This is a genomic window from Vibrio cyclitrophicus, from assembly GCA_023206055.1.
In the GTDB taxonomy this organism is placed as follows: Bacteria; Pseudomonadota; Gammaproteobacteria; order Enterobacterales; family Vibrionaceae; genus Vibrio; species Vibrio cyclitrophicus_A.
Map to the genome: position 1 here is coordinate 1,573,800 of CP065366.1, position 16,912 is coordinate 1,590,711.

Here is a 16,912-nt window from a genome sequence, read left to right on the forward strand (position 1 = left end):
ACGCCGCCTTAACCCCTGCATTCTCTCTACACCCGCATTTTTCGAGCGCTCGCTCATTCAAGAAAAACAGTCGATCAAATTATGTCTCAACAAGGCAGGACTGGCTGTACAAGTAAAAGAGAATTACATGCTTAATTATTTAAAAAAACACTGGTTATCAAACGTTAAAGGAGATTCATTATCTGGGATTGTGGTTGCACTTGCATTGATCCCTGAAGCTATCGCATTTTCAATTATTGCAGGCGTTGACCCTAAAGTAGGGCTCTATGCCTCGTTCTGTATTTGTGTCGTCACTGCTTTGGTTGGCAGTCGTCCGGGAATGATTTCCGGTGCAACAGGTGCAATGGCGCTATTAATGGTCACCTTAGTTAAAGACCACGGGCTAGAATATCTACTCGCCGCTTCGTTTCTTGCTGGCGTCATTCAAATCGCGGCTGGATATCTCAAGCTCGGCAACCTAATGAACTTCGTTTCCAAATCGGTGATTACAGGATTTGTTAACGCGCTCGCCATTCTAATTTTCATGGCCCAACTTCCTGAATTGATCAATGTCCCTTCAAGTGTTTACGTGTTAGTCGCTTTGGGTTTAGCGATTATTTATCTGCTTCCTTATTTTCCAAAGTTTTGTCGCACGATACCTTCTCCACTGGTCGCTATTGTCACCCTGACAATCATTAGTTTGTTGTTCGGATTAGATGTGAGAACGATTGGCGACATGGGCAAGCTTCCGGATTCACTGCCAGTGTTCTTGATTCCTAATATTCCATTCACGTTTGATACGCTCGCAACCATCCTTCCATATTCGATTGCTCTATCTCTAGTTGGCTTGTTGGAATCCTTGATGACAGCAACCATAGTCGATGATCTGACCGATACTGAAAGTAATAAAAACAATGAATGTAAAGGGCAGGGCGTTGCGAACATCGTGGCTTCCCTTTTTGGTGGAATGGCGGGGTGTGCGATGATCGGTCAGTCGATCATTAACATCAAATCTGGCGGCTTAACCCGATTATCTAGCATGATCGCCGGGGTGGTTTTGTTATTAATGGTAGTGTTTGTTTCTGATTGGTTGAAGCTGATACCGATGGCGGCGTTAGTGTCTGTGATGATCATGGTTTCTATCGGCACATTCTCATGGCGTTCTGTTGTTGAGCTTAAAGACCATACACTGCCAACTAATGTAACCATGTTGGCAACCGTGGCGGTGGTGGTGTTTACTCATAACTTAGCGATAGGTGTGGCGGTTGGCGTGGTGCTGTCGGCTCTGTTTTATGCACATGCCAGCAAATCTATGGTGTTTATATCCGATGAAGTAGTGACTAACGAACTGCACACCATTCACCGAGTAAAAGGCCATGTCTTCTTTGCTTCGTCAGATGCGTTTGTTGACCTATTTGATTATGACAACGCGACCTCTTTAGTGACGATCGATATATCGGATGCGTCATTCTTAGATAATACCTCTGTTGAGGCGCTTGATAAGGTGGTGTTCAAGTTCCGTAAAAAGGGCGCTTACGTTGAAGTTTCAGGAATGGATAGCGTGAGTGCGAATCTGATAGTCAAACACGCGATGTACCATAAGCATAAAGAGTTAACGGCGGTTTCAATTACGCACTAGTCACTGTTTGGTTTGAGTCCGATCTCGAACCCTCAGCAAAGATAGGTAAAGAAGACAAAGCGCTCATGCAGAGCGCTTTTTTGTTGGTCGAAAGTAAAGTAACTCTTCAACTTAAGATTTGATACTGGTCTTGGAGTTCGGTTGTGAGTTCATCGTTGACTGAGACAATGTGAATTGATTGATCAGCGATTCAAGATGATCAGATAGCTCTTCTAAGTCATTGCTGATGTTGCGAGTTTCAGCCGCGGATTGCGACGTGTTGTTGGCGTGAGAGGTGATGGTTTCGACTTTCTGCTGAACATCTTTAGTAGCCTGTGTGGTGGATTGGGTCTGCTGTTGAATGTTCTGTGCATGTGCCAACACTTGCTTCATCTCTTCTACAACACCATTCATTTCAACAGACAGGGCATCGATATCGCTCGAGCTTTGATGTGCTTGTTCACAAACATGGTCAGCAGAGGTCAACGATTCTTCGCTGCCTTGCTGGAACTGATGGATAATCGATTCAATGCTGCTTGTTGCTTCTGCCGTTCGTGACGCGAGATGACGGACTTCATCAGCAACAACGGCAAAGCCACGACCTTGTTCGCCGGCACGAGCGGCTTCAATGGCTGCATTAAGTGCAAGGAGGTTGGTTTGGTCGGCAATACCACGAATCACACTCAATATTGAAGAGACCTCTCCGGTTTGCTCATTGAGTGTCAGTATTTTGTGTTTCACTTCTTCTATGCTGCTGACTAGGTTCTTTATGTCACTGCTTGCGTCGTGTGCTTGGTTAGCACTTTTGCATGCCACATCAGCGGTGTGATTAATGAGGTCGGATGCGGTTAACGTCGCTTGTTCCACATTAACCTGTTGAGCTTGTATCCCTTCTACATTGTTTTGTACTTCTGCCGTTTCATATTGCTGATCGCTCGCCGCTTGTTCCGTAATTTGTGCAACGCTGGTCAGTTGGTTCGCAGACGCATTCAGTTTGTGTGAAGTATCTTGTACTTTCTCTAAACTGTCAGAAACCGTGCCCATGAAGGAGTTAATCGAATTGGCGAGTGTACCAATCTCATCTTTGCTTTGTGCTGGTAAGCGGGTTGATAGGTTTTTGTCTCTGCTAACTTGCGTCATAAAACGAGACGTCTGTTGAAGAGGTCGAACAATGATCTTACGAATTAGCCCCATCGTCAGTACAAAGCCCGCAAAGGAGATCACCGCCATAATGCCAATCGCAGCCATGGTTTGAGTGTTGATCAGCGAATTGACATGGCTAAGATTGTACTCCAAGCGAATAGCACCTAACACTTCACCTTCTGGCGCCATATGGCATGCTACACAATTGGTGCCGCGATAGTTTTCGCTCGATTTCATTGGCAGGGCAATCACTAGGCCTTTGCCCCAATCAGCCGAAAAAGGTTCGATAACGGTTTCGCCTGCTAGCGCTCGTTTATCAATATCATCAACGGGTGTTTGGTTGTTATTACCTGGGCCGTATAATTTGCTGACAGCTTCGGCGCGTAAAACACGAACGTCTTCAATACCTTCTTGTGCCAATGCTTTCTGACGTAGGGTTTCTTTCTGTGCCATGGTACCAGTCAGCATCATCATATTGAGGCTATCGAAATAGTTACTCGCTTTATCGTGAAGTTGTTCACTCAACACTGAATTAACAAGTTGTTTTTGCTGTGAATATTGAAAATAGGTCGATATCGCGAGCAAGAAAGTGAACACGATGGCGAGGGCCACTAGGATTTTAAAAGTGATTGTTGAGCGCATAAGGTGTTTGTTTTTATTCATTATAATGACGCGCATACTTTACGTGTAAGAAACCCTACTACCTATGGGGTATAGTGAATTGTGTGACCACACTCCGGTTGTGGTTATGTTTCTGTGATGTAGCGATAATGTGTAGCAATTGATTCAACATTTGAGGTTCAAATGAGTTTGTGTCTACTTTTGGTCTATTGCTAGGGCGTTGGCTGTGATTTTTTTCGCTAAGAACGCCGTTTATGCGGCTGTCATGTGTTTTTTAACGTTCTTTGCACAGGCATTGTAGTTAATGGTGTTGGTGAATTTATAGCTTGGATTCTTATCAGTAATGATTATTGTTTTACGTGGTTTGGTGGTTAATTTGTATCCAAATGGCTGTTTTGTTCAATTTAATAGCAAAAAATGTGGCTATAGCGTTGTGTTTCGAGTCTCATTCGATAAGATGAAAAGACCTCTAATGCTAGAGGTAGGGCAGCAACGGATACGCTGCTTCAAATACTATGGAATGTGAATCAATTATTGGACACATACATGAAATTCAAGATTACATCGCCGATTATTGAACCTACGGAAGGTTCACCACATCAGTTAACGCTTACTCACGCTTCTCGTTTTACCTCTTTTAAGACAAGCTCCCTTTTGAACGCCCTGTTCGACAACGTCTCTGCACGCTTCTTTACCGCTTATCGCTCCTATTGTTATTCGTTTTATAACTTTATTTCTATCTGAATTCCTTTGTCATCCAATTGATGCACGAAGACTCACACCTATAAAAACTAAACAAATAAGTTAAAAATAATGAATATTAAAATGATGGGTAGCTCCCTAATTATCGCTGGTACCGCTCTCGGTGCTGGTATGCTCGCGATCCCAATGGTATTAGCTCAATTCGGATTGCTTTATGGCACACTGCTTATGGTTCTGATCTGTTTCGGTACCACTTACGCAGCTCTATTACTTTTAGAAGCGACCATCAAAGCCGGTGGCGGTCTAGGGTTGAACTCTATTGCTCGAAAAACCTTGGGCAAACAAGGCCAGTTGCTTACCAACGGCCTACTTTACGCGTTATTGATTTGCCTATTAATGGCTTACATTTTGGGCGCGGGCGACTTGCTGAGTAAGTTACTGTCTAACTTCGGTGTAGACATTACAGCAACCTCTAGCCAAATCACGTTTACCTTGCTTGCCGGTGCTGTAGTTGCAAGTGGTACAGGTGTGATTGATAAACTGAACCGTGCATTGTTCTTCGTGATGTTAGCGAGCTTGTTTGCAACCATGGCGTTTTTGGCGCCAAGCATGACTCAAGATAACCTGATGCAGGTGACCAGTCATGACCACGTTGATCTAATCAAAACCAGTGCCATCCTGTTTACCAGTTTTGGCTTTATGGTTGTGATTCCAACCTTGGTTTCTTACAACCACGAAGCGACAGACAAACAGCTGCGTAACATGGTGATTGTTGGTTCTCTGATCCCATTAGTGTGTTACTTGTGTTGGTTGTTTGCGGTAGTGGGTAACTTGAGTGAAGAGCAATTCAGAAGCTTTAAGAATGTCTCTGACTTGATGGCGGCGTTTGAGGCTCAGTCTCCTTGGGTGGGTAACGTTCTGTCTACCTTCACTGGCTTGGCGTTGTTGACTTCTTTCTTTGGTGTGGCGATGGCGTTGTTCAACCAGAACAAAGACATGTTCAACCAAAATACAGCGGTAACGTACTGCATTAGTTTCATCTTACCGTTGGCGGGTTCGTTGCTTGCTGCAGATAAGTTCCTACAAGTGCTGAACTACGCTGGCATCATTTTGGTTTTCCTTGCTGTATTCGTTCCTTTGGTTATGGTTCACAAGCAACGCTTCATGAAAGTTGCTGATGACCGATACCGAGCAGAAGGTGGCAGCGCAATGATGTTGTTCTCACTGCTGTTTGGTTGCTTCCTGCTTATCTCACAAGTGATCTAGTTCTTTGGTCAATTATCTAAGATGCGAATTGAGCATCTTAGATATAAGTGACCGGAATTCAGATACAAAAAAAGGAACGCATCGGCGTTCCTTTTTTATTATTTGCTCGTTACCAAGCAAGCTGTGTTAGAGGCTATTAGCAAACAACCTTAATTGCCAAACCACCTTGAGATGTCTCACGGTATTTAGCGTTCATGTCTTTACCTGTTTCTAGCATTGTTTCGATAACTTTATCTAGAGAAACAGTAGGAGCTGAAGAACGACGAAGCGCCATACGAGTCGAGTTGATTGCTTTAACTGCAGCAATACCGTTACGCTCGATACATGGTACTTGTACTTGGCCAGCAACTGGGTCACACGTTAGACCTAGGTTGTGCTCCATGCCGATTTCTGCAGCCATACATACTTGCTCAGGGCTACCACCCATAAGCTCAGCAAGACCAGCAGCAGCCATAGAACATGCCACACCAACTTCACCCTGACAGCCAACTTCAGCACCAGAGATAGAAGCGTTACGCTTGTAAAGACCACCGATCGCGCCAGAAGCAGCGAAGTAACGGATGTAATCTTTCTCTGTCACTGTTTGGATGAATTTATCGTAGTAAGCTAGTACAGCAGGGATGATGCCACATGCGCCGTTTGTTGGTGCCGTTACTACACGACCGCCCGCTGCGTTTTCTTCGTTTACTGCGAAAGCAAACATGTTTACCCAGTCAACAACCGTCATTGGATCATTGGTTGTTTTTTCTGAAGTAATTAGCTGTTGGCGAAGTGCTGCTGCACGACGAGGTACACGCAGTGGACCAGGCAGGATACCTTCAGTATTCATACCGCGATCCATACACTCACGCATCGTTTTCCAGATGTTAGCGAAGTAAGTGCGAGACTCTTCGTCTGAGTGGAATGCTGCTTGGTTTTTCATAACCAGTGTACTGATAGAAAGACCGCTTTCTTTACACTGGTTAACTAGCTCTTCAGCTGTTGTGAATTCGTAAGGTGCTTTGATTGGGTTTTCTTCTTCTTTGCCGAAGTTCTCTTCGTCAACGATGAAACCGCCACCAATTGAGTAGTACGTTTTTGAGTATGCAACTTCGTCACCAACCCATGCATGAATACTCATGCCGTTCTCGTGTAGAGAAAGGTTGCTAGTGTGGAAGTTCATTCCGCCATCTTTAGGGAACGAAACAGTATGACAGTGCATACCAACAGGTAGACGTTCAGTTTCTTCTACGCGAGCAATGAAGCCAGCAATAGAATCGATATCAACATGTTCAGGAGTATTGCCAGCAAGACCCATGATGATTGCGATATCTGTGTGGTGACCTTTCCCTGTCAGTGATAGTGATCCATATACGTCCACGGTGATTTTAGTGATGTCGCGCAATTTTCCCATTGAACGTAGGTCATCAATAAACTCTTTACCCGCTTTCATTGGTCCAACTGTGTGTGAGCTCGATGGACCAACACCGATTTTATAGATATCAAATACACTAATCATAGCGATTACCTCAAAAAGAGAGCCTCCCACGTCGAGTAGGGAGGCTCATTTATTATCATTATATTTTTTGTCTAATCTCGCGATATAAGATGGATGTCATCTTATAAAAAGCAGCTGAGATTAAAGAGCGCCGTAGATTACAGAACTAATAGCCGCTAGACCACATAAAGCTGTAAAGATTTGCACAGGTGCTGAAGTTTTGTACTTAGCCATTGCTGGTACTTTTTGCATCGCGAATACAGGCATTAGGAACAGGATAGCTGCAATCATTGGAGCACCCATTGTTTCAATCATACCTAGGATGCTTGGGTTAACTACCGCAACAATCCAAGTTGTAACAACGATGAACGCTAGAGATGCTTTCTCAATCGTGCTGATTGAAGAACCAGAGCGAGACTTGATTAGACCAACAAGACCTTCATGAGCACCTAGGAAGTGACCGAAGTAGCTAGAAGTGATTGCTGCGAACGCTACTAGAGGACCCATGTAAGAAATAAGTGGAGACTCGTGAACGTTAGCTAGGTAAGAAAGTACAGAGATGTTTTGTGCTTGCGCTGTTGCTAGTTGCTCTGGAGATAGAGAAAGTACTACAGAGAATACGAAGAACATTACAAAACCCATCAGCATCATTGCTGCGCCGCCAGTGATCGCGTCAGTTTTCTTAACTGCGTCATCACCGTATACACGACGTTGCTCTTTAGAGAACTGTGAAATGATTGGGCTGTGGTTGAAAGAGAACACGATGATTGGAATCGCAAGCCAGATAATAGAAGGCATTGTTGACCATTCTGGGCTTGTTTCCATCATAGAAGTGTTCCAATCAGGAACTAGGTAAAAAGATAGCGCTAATAGGATGAATACTAGTGGGTAAACCATCGCTGAAGTTGCTTTCAGCATCAGATCTTTACCGAATACAACGCCCGCTGTCATAGCAAGGATAAGTGCACCAGAAAGAAGGGGACGTGGAATAGATTCCATACCCATTTGGTTTACAAGGAAAGAGTCAACCGTGTTTGTGATACCAACACCGTAGATAAGAACGATCGGGTAGATAGCGAAGAAGTAAGCAAAAGTAATAATGTTTGCGCCGGTCTTGCCGAAGTGCTCTTCAACTGTGTCTGTAATATCAGCTTCAGGGTTTTTAGCCGACAGTACGAAACGAGCTAGAGATTTGTGTGCGAACCAAGTCATTGGTGCCGCAATTAGAGCTAGGATAACTAATGGCCAAAAACCACCCGCACCAGCTTTGATTGGAAGGAATAGTACGCCAGCACCAACTGCTGTACCGAATAGTGATAAACACCAGGTAAAATCTTTGTAGTTAAACTTGCTTGAATCTTTAACGGCATTTGCCGAAGAAGTTGTTGTGTTCATGTTAAATTACTCATTTTTTGGGAACAGGAAATAAGTCGGGGCTAATTCTGCAGAATTTTCTTCTGCAAAAAATAGATCTAAATCATGTAATGAAACGGCGTGTCACATGATATGCGAAAAACGGATTTTTGATCACGAAAATAGTGTGCTACAGGTGATTTATATTTGGATTGGGTATTAGTTTTTCTTATGGTTTGGTGGGGCGTGTATAGTTTTATACCAGGAAAACGTTTGCGTAAAATTGCATTAATAAATCTGTTCCATAGAAAGTCTGGATTTTGTTAACAGAGATTAAACAAAACGTAGTTGCTATGTAATTCGTTGCACTATGTGTTGCTGCAGCGATTGGATGATTTGCGCCGTAACGCCCCAAATTAGGTGCTCTTGGAAGGGCATGGCAAAAACACGATGCTTGATTTGTTTAAAGTTAACAGTGTGGCTATGTAACTTGGCTTGGTCTAAAACATAGGTAGCGGGTACCTCAAAAATTGAGGCCACTTCGTTTTCATCGATGATGGGTTTATAGTCAGGATCAACTAATGCGACAATCGGCGTAACAGAAAATTTACTAATGGTACTCAAGGCGGGTAATTGCCCAACAATTTTAACTTGATCCGATCGAATTCCTACCTCTTCATGAAGCTCTCTGAGTGCAGTGAATTGCATGGAAGGGTCAGAAAGTTCGTGTTTTCCTCCAGGAAAGCTGACTTGCCCGGGGTGATGCTTTAAGTGAGCAGCTCTTTTAGTAAAAATGACATGTAAACCATCTTCTCTTTCAACTAAACCTACCACTACTGCCGCTTTACGTAATTGATCGCCACTGATATGAGAAACACGCTCTACTGACTCTGGGTGATAGCCTACTGTAGGGTTAAGTTGGAATTGTTGAAGGAAGTTTTCTTTATTCATATCAAGCCAATATATTGATTATTATGATTTTAAGTATAGACATAACCGTGGGTTGATTACCAATGTTGAGTTTTTCTTGATTTACTTTCCTTCTTTTAGTTACGAATTGGATGTTATGAGGGGTTGCTTACCGATGAGTATCCTCAAAATGCCGATTTTTGCTATATTCAATATGTGCATATAGGCGAATAAGCGTTACTCATGTCATAAAATTAGGTGACGAAACGTAGATTTTTTGTTTAAGAATTTGATAACAATAACTTAGTGGACCATTCTAAAAAGAAATAGAAGAAAAGGTATGAGATGAAAGGAATCATATTCACCGAATTTTTAGAGCTTGTTGAAGACAAGTTTGGGTTAGAGCTTTTGGAAGAAGTTCTCGAAATGTCAGAAGATGAAGGGATCTATACGTCGGTCGGCAGTTACGACCACAAAGACCTTGTCAGGTTGATTATCAACCTAAGTAAAAAAACCGATATTGATGCGGCAAGCTTACAACGCGTGTTTGGGCAGTCTGTATTTAAAAACTTACTTGCCTCTTTACCGAATAAAGCGAGTCTTGCTCATAGCAATACCACCTTTCAATTTATTCAGCACGTAGAGCGCTACATTCACGTTGAAGTGAAGAAGCTCTATCCAGATGCTGAGCCACCTGAATTCAGTTTTATCACCACGACCGAAGCACAACTTATCTTTGACTACAAAAGCGCAAGGTGTATGTCTCATGTTTGCTTAGGACTTATCGAGGGATGCGCTGAATACCACGGTGAATCTATCGCGGTGGAGATGACGCCACAAAATGATGACCAAAGCGTGGTTAGGTTTAATCTCAAAGTAGAAAATTGATATGGATCTGGCATCTGCCCTAGAGAAGAAGCTCAAGCGTCAAATCGCGGCAAGAAAAGCGGCTGAAGGATTGTTGGAACAGAAGAGCCTCGAACTTTTCGAGGCTAACCAACAACTAGAGCTTGCTTTACGTCAGTTAGAAAAGCGCTCCAACGCGAATATACGCCGCATTGAATTCCAAGAACAGATCGACAACCTGTTGATTGACTTTGGGCGCGCGTTTCTAAGAAATGATCTCGATGATGTCATGCTATCTGAATTAACGACGAACGTGACCAACAGTTACTTAATCGAAGCCAGCCGTTTGATTCTACCTCCCAAGCTCATCCCTCAGTTACAGACTTATGATTATGGTGATGAAACTGTCGAGGTGTTAGAGCAAGACATTCAAGAACCTCATTGGCAAGACAACCTGCTGACTGTGCCCTTAGAGGTCGAAAAAGTCATAGTTGGCGCGTTAATCGTCAGAGTCAGGTTGTTAGACCAAGACTACGAGTTTATCCAAAGCCAACTGTTGTTAGTAACGGACCTTATCTGTAGTGCCTTAACCCATCAACTCGCGATTAACCGAAATATTGAATCACGTAAACGAGCGGAAGAGTCCGAAAGGGCAACGCGTGACTTTGTGGCCATGATCAACCATGAGTTAAGAACACCACTGAATGGTTTACTAGGCAGTGCCGAGTTGATCAGTGATACCGAACTGAATAGTTCTCAGCGTGAAATAGTGAACAACCTGAGCCAGTCTGGAGAGTTCCTCAGAACCATCATTAATGACTTGTTAGATTTCAGCAAAATTAACGCAGGGATGTTGGAGCTTATTCCAAAGAAATTTGCCCTGAATGACTTGCGAAACACGATTGATAGTATCTTCGTCAATCGAGCAATAGAGAAGCAGCTTGAATTTAATATTAGTGTTGCGTCAAATGTTCCCTCCCATTTCCAAGGCGATTTAGAGCGCATCACACAGTTGTTTGTGAACTTAATCGGTAATGCGATTAAATTTACAGAAGAAGGACATGTGAATGTTGATATTGAGTGGGACACAAACCAATTTGTTTTCTCTGTGGAAGATACCGGGGTAGGGATTGCTGAATCGGCGCATAAGACGTTGTTTGAACCTTTTACACAGGCAGATAACTCAAGTAGCCGAAACTATGAGGGCACCGGACTTGGCTTAGCGATCTGCCGCAAGCTGGTGGCTCTGATGAATGGCGAGATTGGGGTGAGCAGTATTGTTGGTTCAGGCACGACGTTTACCATCTCGATTCCTCTTCAAGTTGTCGATATTCCGGCAGAGAGTGATAGTGTCACCAAAGGCTTTGAGTCAGAAGTCGAATTGTCACTACTTAAAGTGTTGGTGGTTGATGATATTAAGATGAACCAGATCATCATCCAACAGATGCTACGTAAACATGAGATTGAACCTGCCATTGCAAGCAATGGTGTCGAAGGGTTTGAACTCGCGTCAGACAATGAATACGACATTGTATTCATGGATTGCAGAATGCCCGTTATGGACGGGTTCGAAGCAACAGAGAAGCTAAGAGAGAAGGGTTACGTTAAATCTATTGTGGCACTCACCGCCGGAACGACACTTGAAGAACGCGAACGTTGTATTCAATGTGGAATGGATGACATTTTGAGTAAGCCTTACACCGCCAATGATCTTAAAGAGATGCTTAAGAAGTGGGGTGTCTCTGCGGTGAAGGTCGCTTAAACACGCGAATAAAGCATGGTGAGTCATGTACTCTAGTTCAAAGACTAAAAAACCGAAGTGATCTTGCGATCCTTCGGTTTCTTTTTATATAGAGTTTTTGCTGTTCGTTAAGCTGCGGAACTCGTCATTAAGCCGCGGAACTCGCAGTTAATGACGCTAGGCTTCGCAATCTTCAAGTACCGGTAGAATTCGGCTCAGTTTATCCAGTGTTTCTTGGTATTCAGAAGCGCAATCACTATCAAATACCACACCACCGCCAGCCCACGCATAAAGTGTGTTGTTCTCGGCGACTAATGTACGAATGGTGATACTTGTATCCATTCTGCCATTTCGGCTGATGTAGCCGATACTGCCGCAGTACGCTGAACGTCGATGTGGTTCTAACTCTTCAATGATCTGCATAGCACGAACTTTTGGTGCGCCCGTAATTGATCCTCCAGGGAAACAAGCTTTCAGAAGGTCAGTCGCAGAATATTGGTCATCAAGGTCTGCTCGTATCGTGCTTACCAAGTGGTGCACGGCTGGGAAGCTCTCAATATCGAATAACTTTGGTACATGAACAGTGCCCGGTTTTGCTACTCGGCCAATGTCATTACGCAGTAGGTCGACGATCATCAGATTTTCCGCCTGATCTTTATCGGCGCTTGCCAGGTCTTGCGCGTTCGCATCATCAATCACATGGTCGTCAGAACGAGGGCGTGTGCCTTTAATCGGCTTAGTCTCAATCACGTTGTCTTTAAGTTCTAAGAAACGTTCTGGCGAAACGCTAATGATTGCGCAGTCGGCCAAACGGATAAAGCCAGAAAAGGGCGCTGAGTTGTACTGCTCTAACTTGTCATAAGCCAGCCACTCACTGCCTTGGTATTGGGCATTGAAGCGCTGAGCTAAGTTAATCTGATAGCAGTCACCGGATAATAGGTACTCTTGAACACTATCGAACTTGGTGGCGTAGCTCTCTTCGCTCATGTTCGATTGCCAGGGTGTGGTTAGGCGAAATTCTTCTGAGTTAGGCTTGTCTTGCTGCTCAGATAACCAATTCCAGTGGGCCTCGATGTTTTGTCCAACGATGCATGCTGTCTTAAGCGTGTGATCAACCACGATTGCCCATTCATATAAACCAACCGCCATGTCGGGCGCTTCAATATCACGCTTTGCAAGAGACGGAAGCGTTTCCACTCTACGGCCTAAATCGTAGCTAAAGTAGCCTAACGCGCCGCCAACGAATGGCAACTCAGCGTGCTCTTTAGTTGCAGGCAATAATTGTTGCTGATATTGGTCGAGTAGTTCGAAAGGGTCTGACTCTGAAACCTCGCACGTCTCATTAACATTAACGGTCGTTTTTACACCGATTGTCTCGAAGGTGGCGATGGGTTGAGCAACTAAAATATCGTATCGACTGTCAACGTGGCTTTCTGAAGCGGAGCGTAATAGCATTGCCCACGGCAGGTTTTCAATATGGGAAAACAGCCGTTTAGCTAAAGTTGATTGATATTCAAGCGGCTTGATTTGGATAGAGCGAAATTCGTTGTTATTCATTTGTTTAATTTGTGACAAAGAGTTCGATCACTGCATGGCGTGTGAGAGAAAGCAAGAGTATCATAAATTGAAAATAAAATGGGTTTTTGATTAGAACGGTGCAAACCACATGGTTTAGTTTAAAGCTATGCAAGCGATTGCTAAAGCAACTAAATACAGCTCAACATAATAAAAAGCTAAGCCAACTAGTCCGGTTAGACAAAACAGTCAAACCAAGAATCCACATGGAACCAGAACAATAAAGAGGCATGCAATGACGGTTATTCGTAAGCAAGATGTGATCAGCAGTGTCGCTGACGCACTTCAGTACATTTCTTATTATCACCCTTTAGACTTTGTCCAAGCCCTAGAAAAAGCGTACGAGAAAGAAGAGAGCCAAGCAGCAAAAGATGCGATCGCTCAGATTCTTATCAACTCACGTATGTCTGCGGAAGGCCATCGTCCTATTTGTCAGGATACAGGTATTGTTACTTGTTTCGTGAACATCGGTATGGATGTTAGGTGGGAAACGGATCAAACAGTACAACAGATGGTTGATGAAGGCGTTCGTCAAGCTTACAACAACCCAGATAACCCATTGCGTGCATCTGTTCTAATGGACCCTGCAGGTAAGCGTATTAATACGAAAGACAATACGCCAGCGGTTGTTCACATTAATATGGTTCCTGGCAACAAAGTTGAAATTCAAATCGCGGCAAAAGGCGGCGGTTCTGAGAACAAAACTAAGATGGTTATGCTGAACCCTTCTGATGATATTGCAGAGTGGGTAGAGAAGACTCTGCCAACGATGGGCGCGGGCTGGTGTCCACCGGGTATGCTAGGCATAGGCATTGGTGGTACGGCTGAAAAAGCAGCGGTACTAGCAAAAGAATCTTTGATGGAACACATCGATATTCAAGAGCTTATCGACAAAGGTCCAGAGAACGCTGAAGAAGAGCTTCGTTTAGATATTTTCAACCGTGTAAACAAACTGGGTATTGGCGCACAAGGTCTTGGCGGTCTAACGACTGTGGTTGATGTGAAAATCAAAACAGCGCCGACGCACGCGGCCTCTAAGCCCGTTTGCTTAATTCCTAACTGTGCGGCAACGCGTCACGTACACTTCACATTAGACGGAAGCGGCCCAGCAGAGCTAACACCACCTAAGCTAGAAGAATGGCCAGATATTACTTGGGAAGCAGGCGCAAATACACGCCGTGTTAACCTTGATGAAATTACTAAAGAAGATGTACAAGAGTGGAAAACTGGTGAAACGGTTCTTTTATCAGGCAAGATTTTAACGGGTCGTGATGCTGCTCATAAGCGTATTCAAGGTATGCTTGAAAGTGGTGAAGGTTTACCAGAAGGCGTCGACCTGAAAGGTAAGTTCATTTACTACGTAGGCCCTGTTGATGCAGTTGGTGATGAAGCGGTAGGTCCTGCTGGTCCAACTACGTCTACTCGTATGGATAAGTTCACCGACATGATGCTAGAAGAAACCGGCATCATGGGCATGATTGGTAAAGCAGAGCGTGGCCCTGCAACGGTTGAATCAATCAAACAACATAAGTCAGTTTACTTAATGGCCGTTGGTGGTGCAGCTTATCTTGTTGCAAAAGCAATTAAGAAAGCACGTGTGGTTGCGTTTGAAGATCTCGGTATGGAAGCGATTTACGAGTTTGAAGTCGAAGATATGCCCGTGACAGTAGCGGTTGACTCTAACGGTGTGAACGCACACCAGATCGGTCCTGACACATGGAAAGTGAAAATTGCTGAAGCTGAAAAAGCGTAATTAACTGACGCCAAAAATCGTAATTGTCGTTAACCTCGGCGTTTGAATTTCAATTTTTGACAGAAAGTTAAAGACAAAGTGCAGCATTATCTGCACTTTTGTCATATTATCAATGATATAGTGATAAACACATAGTTTGATATAAGAACATAGGAGAGAGGAATGCCTCGTTTTATTCAGATCCTACAGATTATCTTGGCAGTGGTGATTGGTGCTTTTGTTGGCTACGATCTGATCTTGAAAGGGATTAGTATCTTTGATAATAAATACGTGACGATTACTTGTGCGCTTTGGTTAATTGCAGAGATTGCACTGTTTGTTATCTACAAGTTGATTGAAGACGATTAGACGTCGGATATCGTACAAAAATTCTAAAGCCCCTGATTATGAATGTAGTCAGGGGCTTTTATTCATCTAGCATTAAGAATGTGTATTGCATACTCATCAACATCAACAAAAGCATACACACTATCCCAACTGGGAAAGAACATAGGCTTGCCTCTCTATTATCATAATTAGCTAGCCTAACTATCACGGAGTCGTTCAAATGAAACACCTAACTCAAGAAATGAGTGACTTTATAAGCAGAGGAACGGATTCTCATATTCGAGTAGCGGTCACGGGGCTTTCTCGTGCGGGTAAGACAGCCTTTATTACTTCGCTGGTTAATCAGCTTCTTCATACGTCTACCCACAAAAACCTGCCACTGCTTACATCAGCAAGAGATGGAAGAATTATTGGCGCAAAGCGCATTCCGCAACACAATATGATGATTCCACGCTTCTCTTATGATGAAGCGATGGAGTCACTAAACGCGCAGCCCCCAGAATGGCCAGTACCGACGCGTGATGTCAGTGAGATTCGCCTAGCCATCAAATATAAGCCTGCTAAAGGGGCAAAAAAGTTACTGAGTAAAAACAGCACCCTTTATCTCGATATTGTCGATTATCCCGGAGAGTGGCTGCTTGATTTGCCGTTACTGGACATGGACTTCGATACCTGGAGCCAATCTCAATTTGCAGCACTAAAAGGCGACAGAGAAATCTACTCGCAACAGTGGAACGCAATGCGCGGTGACATCGACTTGTTAGCAGAAGCAGACGAAAAGAAACTGGTCGCGATTGCCGATAGTTACACCCAGTACCTGCATACTTGTAAAAGTAACGGATTGCATTGGGTCCAACCGGGTCGGTTCGTATTACCGGGTGAGCTTGAAGGCGCGCCTGTTTTGCAGTTTTTCCCGTGTACTGCTCCTGAGGGTAAGTTCTCGAAAACAAGCAACTATGCGGTTTTAAAAGCGCGTTATGAAGAGTATCAACAGAAGGTCGTGAAGGCGTTCTACAAAAACCACTTTGCGACGTTCGACAGACAAATTGTGCTGGTGGATTGCTTACAGCCACTTAACGCAGGTTACGACTCTTTCATGGATATGCGCGGTGCACTTGAGCAGCTATTGAAGAGCTTTAAGTACGGTCGAAGTAACATCTTAAGACGCCTGTTTGCGCCGAAGATCGACAAGATCTTATTCGCCGCAACCAAGGCCGATCACGTGACTCCGGATCAGCATCCAAACTTAGTGTCACTGTTACAACAGATGGTGCATCCTGCGTGGCAGCAGGCGGCGTTTGAACACATCGACATGAGTTGTATGAGTATCGCGTCTATTCAAGCGACCAGCGCGGGTTATATCTCGTCAGGTTCAGACAATGTGCCTGCGCTGCAAGGTGTCACCTTGGATAACGTTCCTCAAACCATGTATCCGGGAGAGGTGCCGCGTAAGTTGCCCAATAAACAGTATTGGGAAACAAACCAGTTTGATTTCACGAGCTTTAGGCCGATGGAGCAACACTCTGATGAGCCTTGTCAGCATTTAAGAGTCGACAAGGTTTTAGAGTATCTCATCGGTGACAAGTTAAAGTAATTGAGGCA

General features: G+C 44.0%; 13 protein-coding genes. 8 read left to right on the forward strand and 5 right to left on the reverse strand.

Annotated elements, in window-relative coordinates:
• Nucleotides 1-127 precede the first annotated feature (127 nt).
• Nucleotides 128-1,618, forward strand: coding sequence for a SulP family inorganic anion transporter (locus ITG09_07095; protein ID UPR53383.1), 1,491 nt, complete (start codon nucleotides 128-130; stop codon nucleotides 1,616-1,618).
• A gap of 111 nt (nucleotides 1,619-1,729) precedes the next feature.
• Here ITG09_07095 and ITG09_07100 read toward each other — a convergent pair whose 3' ends face one another.
• Complete coding sequence (locus ITG09_07100) at nucleotides 1,730-3,382, reverse strand: HAMP domain-containing protein (protein UPR53384.1); 1,653 nt, start codon at nucleotides 3,380-3,382, stop codon at nucleotides 1,730-1,732.
• 525 nt (nucleotides 3,383-3,907) lie between these two features.
• On the opposite strand from ITG09_07100, the gene ITG09_07105 reads away from it, so the two are divergent.
• Both ITG09_07105 and ITG09_07110 read left to right on the forward strand, forming a co-directional pair.
• On the forward strand, nucleotides 3,908-4,105 hold the full coding sequence (locus ITG09_07105) for a hypothetical protein (protein UPR53385.1): 198 nt from the start codon (nucleotides 3,908-3,910) through the stop codon (nucleotides 4,103-4,105).
• An 81-nt stretch (nucleotides 4,106-4,186) separates the two neighbouring features.
• Nucleotides 4,187-5,329, forward strand: coding sequence for a tyrosine transporter (locus tag ITG09_07110; GenBank protein ID UPR53600.1), 1,143 nt, complete (start codon nucleotides 4,187-4,189; stop codon nucleotides 5,327-5,329).
• Nucleotides 5,330-5,465: 136 nt separating this feature from the next.
• Here ITG09_07110 and ITG09_07115 read toward each other — a convergent pair whose 3' ends face one another.
• The 3 genes from ITG09_07115 to ITG09_07125 all read right to left on the reverse strand — a co-directional run bounded on the left by ITG09_07115 (nucleotide 5,466) and on the right by ITG09_07125 (nucleotide 9,110).
• Nucleotides 5,466-6,827 carry an L-serine ammonia-lyase gene (locus ITG09_07115; protein ID UPR53386.1) on the reverse strand — a complete coding sequence of 454 codons (1,362 nt, stop codon included), beginning with the start codon at nucleotides 6,825-6,827 and terminating at the stop codon, nucleotides 5,466-5,468.
• A 120-nt stretch (nucleotides 6,828-6,947) separates the two neighbouring features.
• Complete coding sequence (locus ITG09_07120; protein ID UPR53387.1) at nucleotides 6,948-8,201, reverse strand: septum formation protein; 1,254 nt, start codon at nucleotides 8,199-8,201, stop codon at nucleotides 6,948-6,950.
• A gap of 309 nt (nucleotides 8,202-8,510) precedes the next feature.
• Entirely contained in the window at nucleotides 8,511-9,110 is a 600-nt protein-coding gene (locus ITG09_07125) for a CoA pyrophosphatase (GenBank protein UPR53388.1), read from the reverse strand.
• Between the two features lie 303 nt (nucleotides 9,111-9,413).
• Between ITG09_07125 and ITG09_07130 the strand changes: the two genes are divergently transcribed.
• Together ITG09_07130 and ITG09_07135 are read left to right on the forward strand one after the other, a co-directional pair.
• Complete coding sequence (locus tag ITG09_07130) at nucleotides 9,414-9,956, forward strand: heme NO-binding domain-containing protein (GenBank protein UPR53389.1); 543 nt, start codon at nucleotides 9,414-9,416, stop codon at nucleotides 9,954-9,956.
• Nucleotide 9,957: 1 nt separating this feature from the next.
• Nucleotides 9,958-11,676 carry a response regulator gene (locus ITG09_07135; GenBank protein UPR53390.1) on the forward strand — a complete coding sequence of 573 codons (1,719 nt, stop codon included), beginning with the start codon at nucleotides 9,958-9,960 and terminating at the stop codon, nucleotides 11,674-11,676.
• 156 nt (nucleotides 11,677-11,832) lie between these two features.
• On the opposite strand, the gene pabB is transcribed toward ITG09_07135, so the two are convergent.
• Complete coding sequence (pabB, locus tag ITG09_07140) at nucleotides 11,833-13,212, reverse strand: aminodeoxychorismate synthase component I (GenBank protein UPR53391.1); 1,380 nt, start codon at nucleotides 13,210-13,212, stop codon at nucleotides 11,833-11,835.
• A gap of 253 nt (nucleotides 13,213-13,465) precedes the next feature.
• Here pabB and ITG09_07145 point away from each other — a divergent pair, with 253 nt between their 5' ends.
• The 3 genes from ITG09_07145 (at nucleotide 13,466) to ITG09_07155 (ending at nucleotide 16,904) form a co-directional block, all read left to right on the forward strand.
• On the forward strand, nucleotides 13,466-14,983 hold the full coding sequence (locus ITG09_07145; protein ID UPR53392.1) for a fumarate hydratase: 1,518 nt from the start codon (nucleotides 13,466-13,468) through the stop codon (nucleotides 14,981-14,983).
• Nucleotides 14,984-15,145: 162 nt separating this feature from the next.
• The gene (locus tag ITG09_07150) at nucleotides 15,146-15,331 is read left to right on the forward strand and encodes a hypothetical protein (protein UPR53393.1); all 186 of its coding nucleotides are present in this window, start codon (nucleotides 15,146-15,148) and stop codon (nucleotides 15,329-15,331) included.
• A 199-nt stretch (nucleotides 15,332-15,530) separates the two neighbouring features.
• Complete coding sequence (locus ITG09_07155; protein UPR53394.1) at nucleotides 15,531-16,904, forward strand: YcjX family protein; 1,374 nt, start codon at nucleotides 15,531-15,533, stop codon at nucleotides 16,902-16,904.
• The last annotated feature ends 8 nt before the right edge of the window (nucleotides 16,905-16,912 follow it).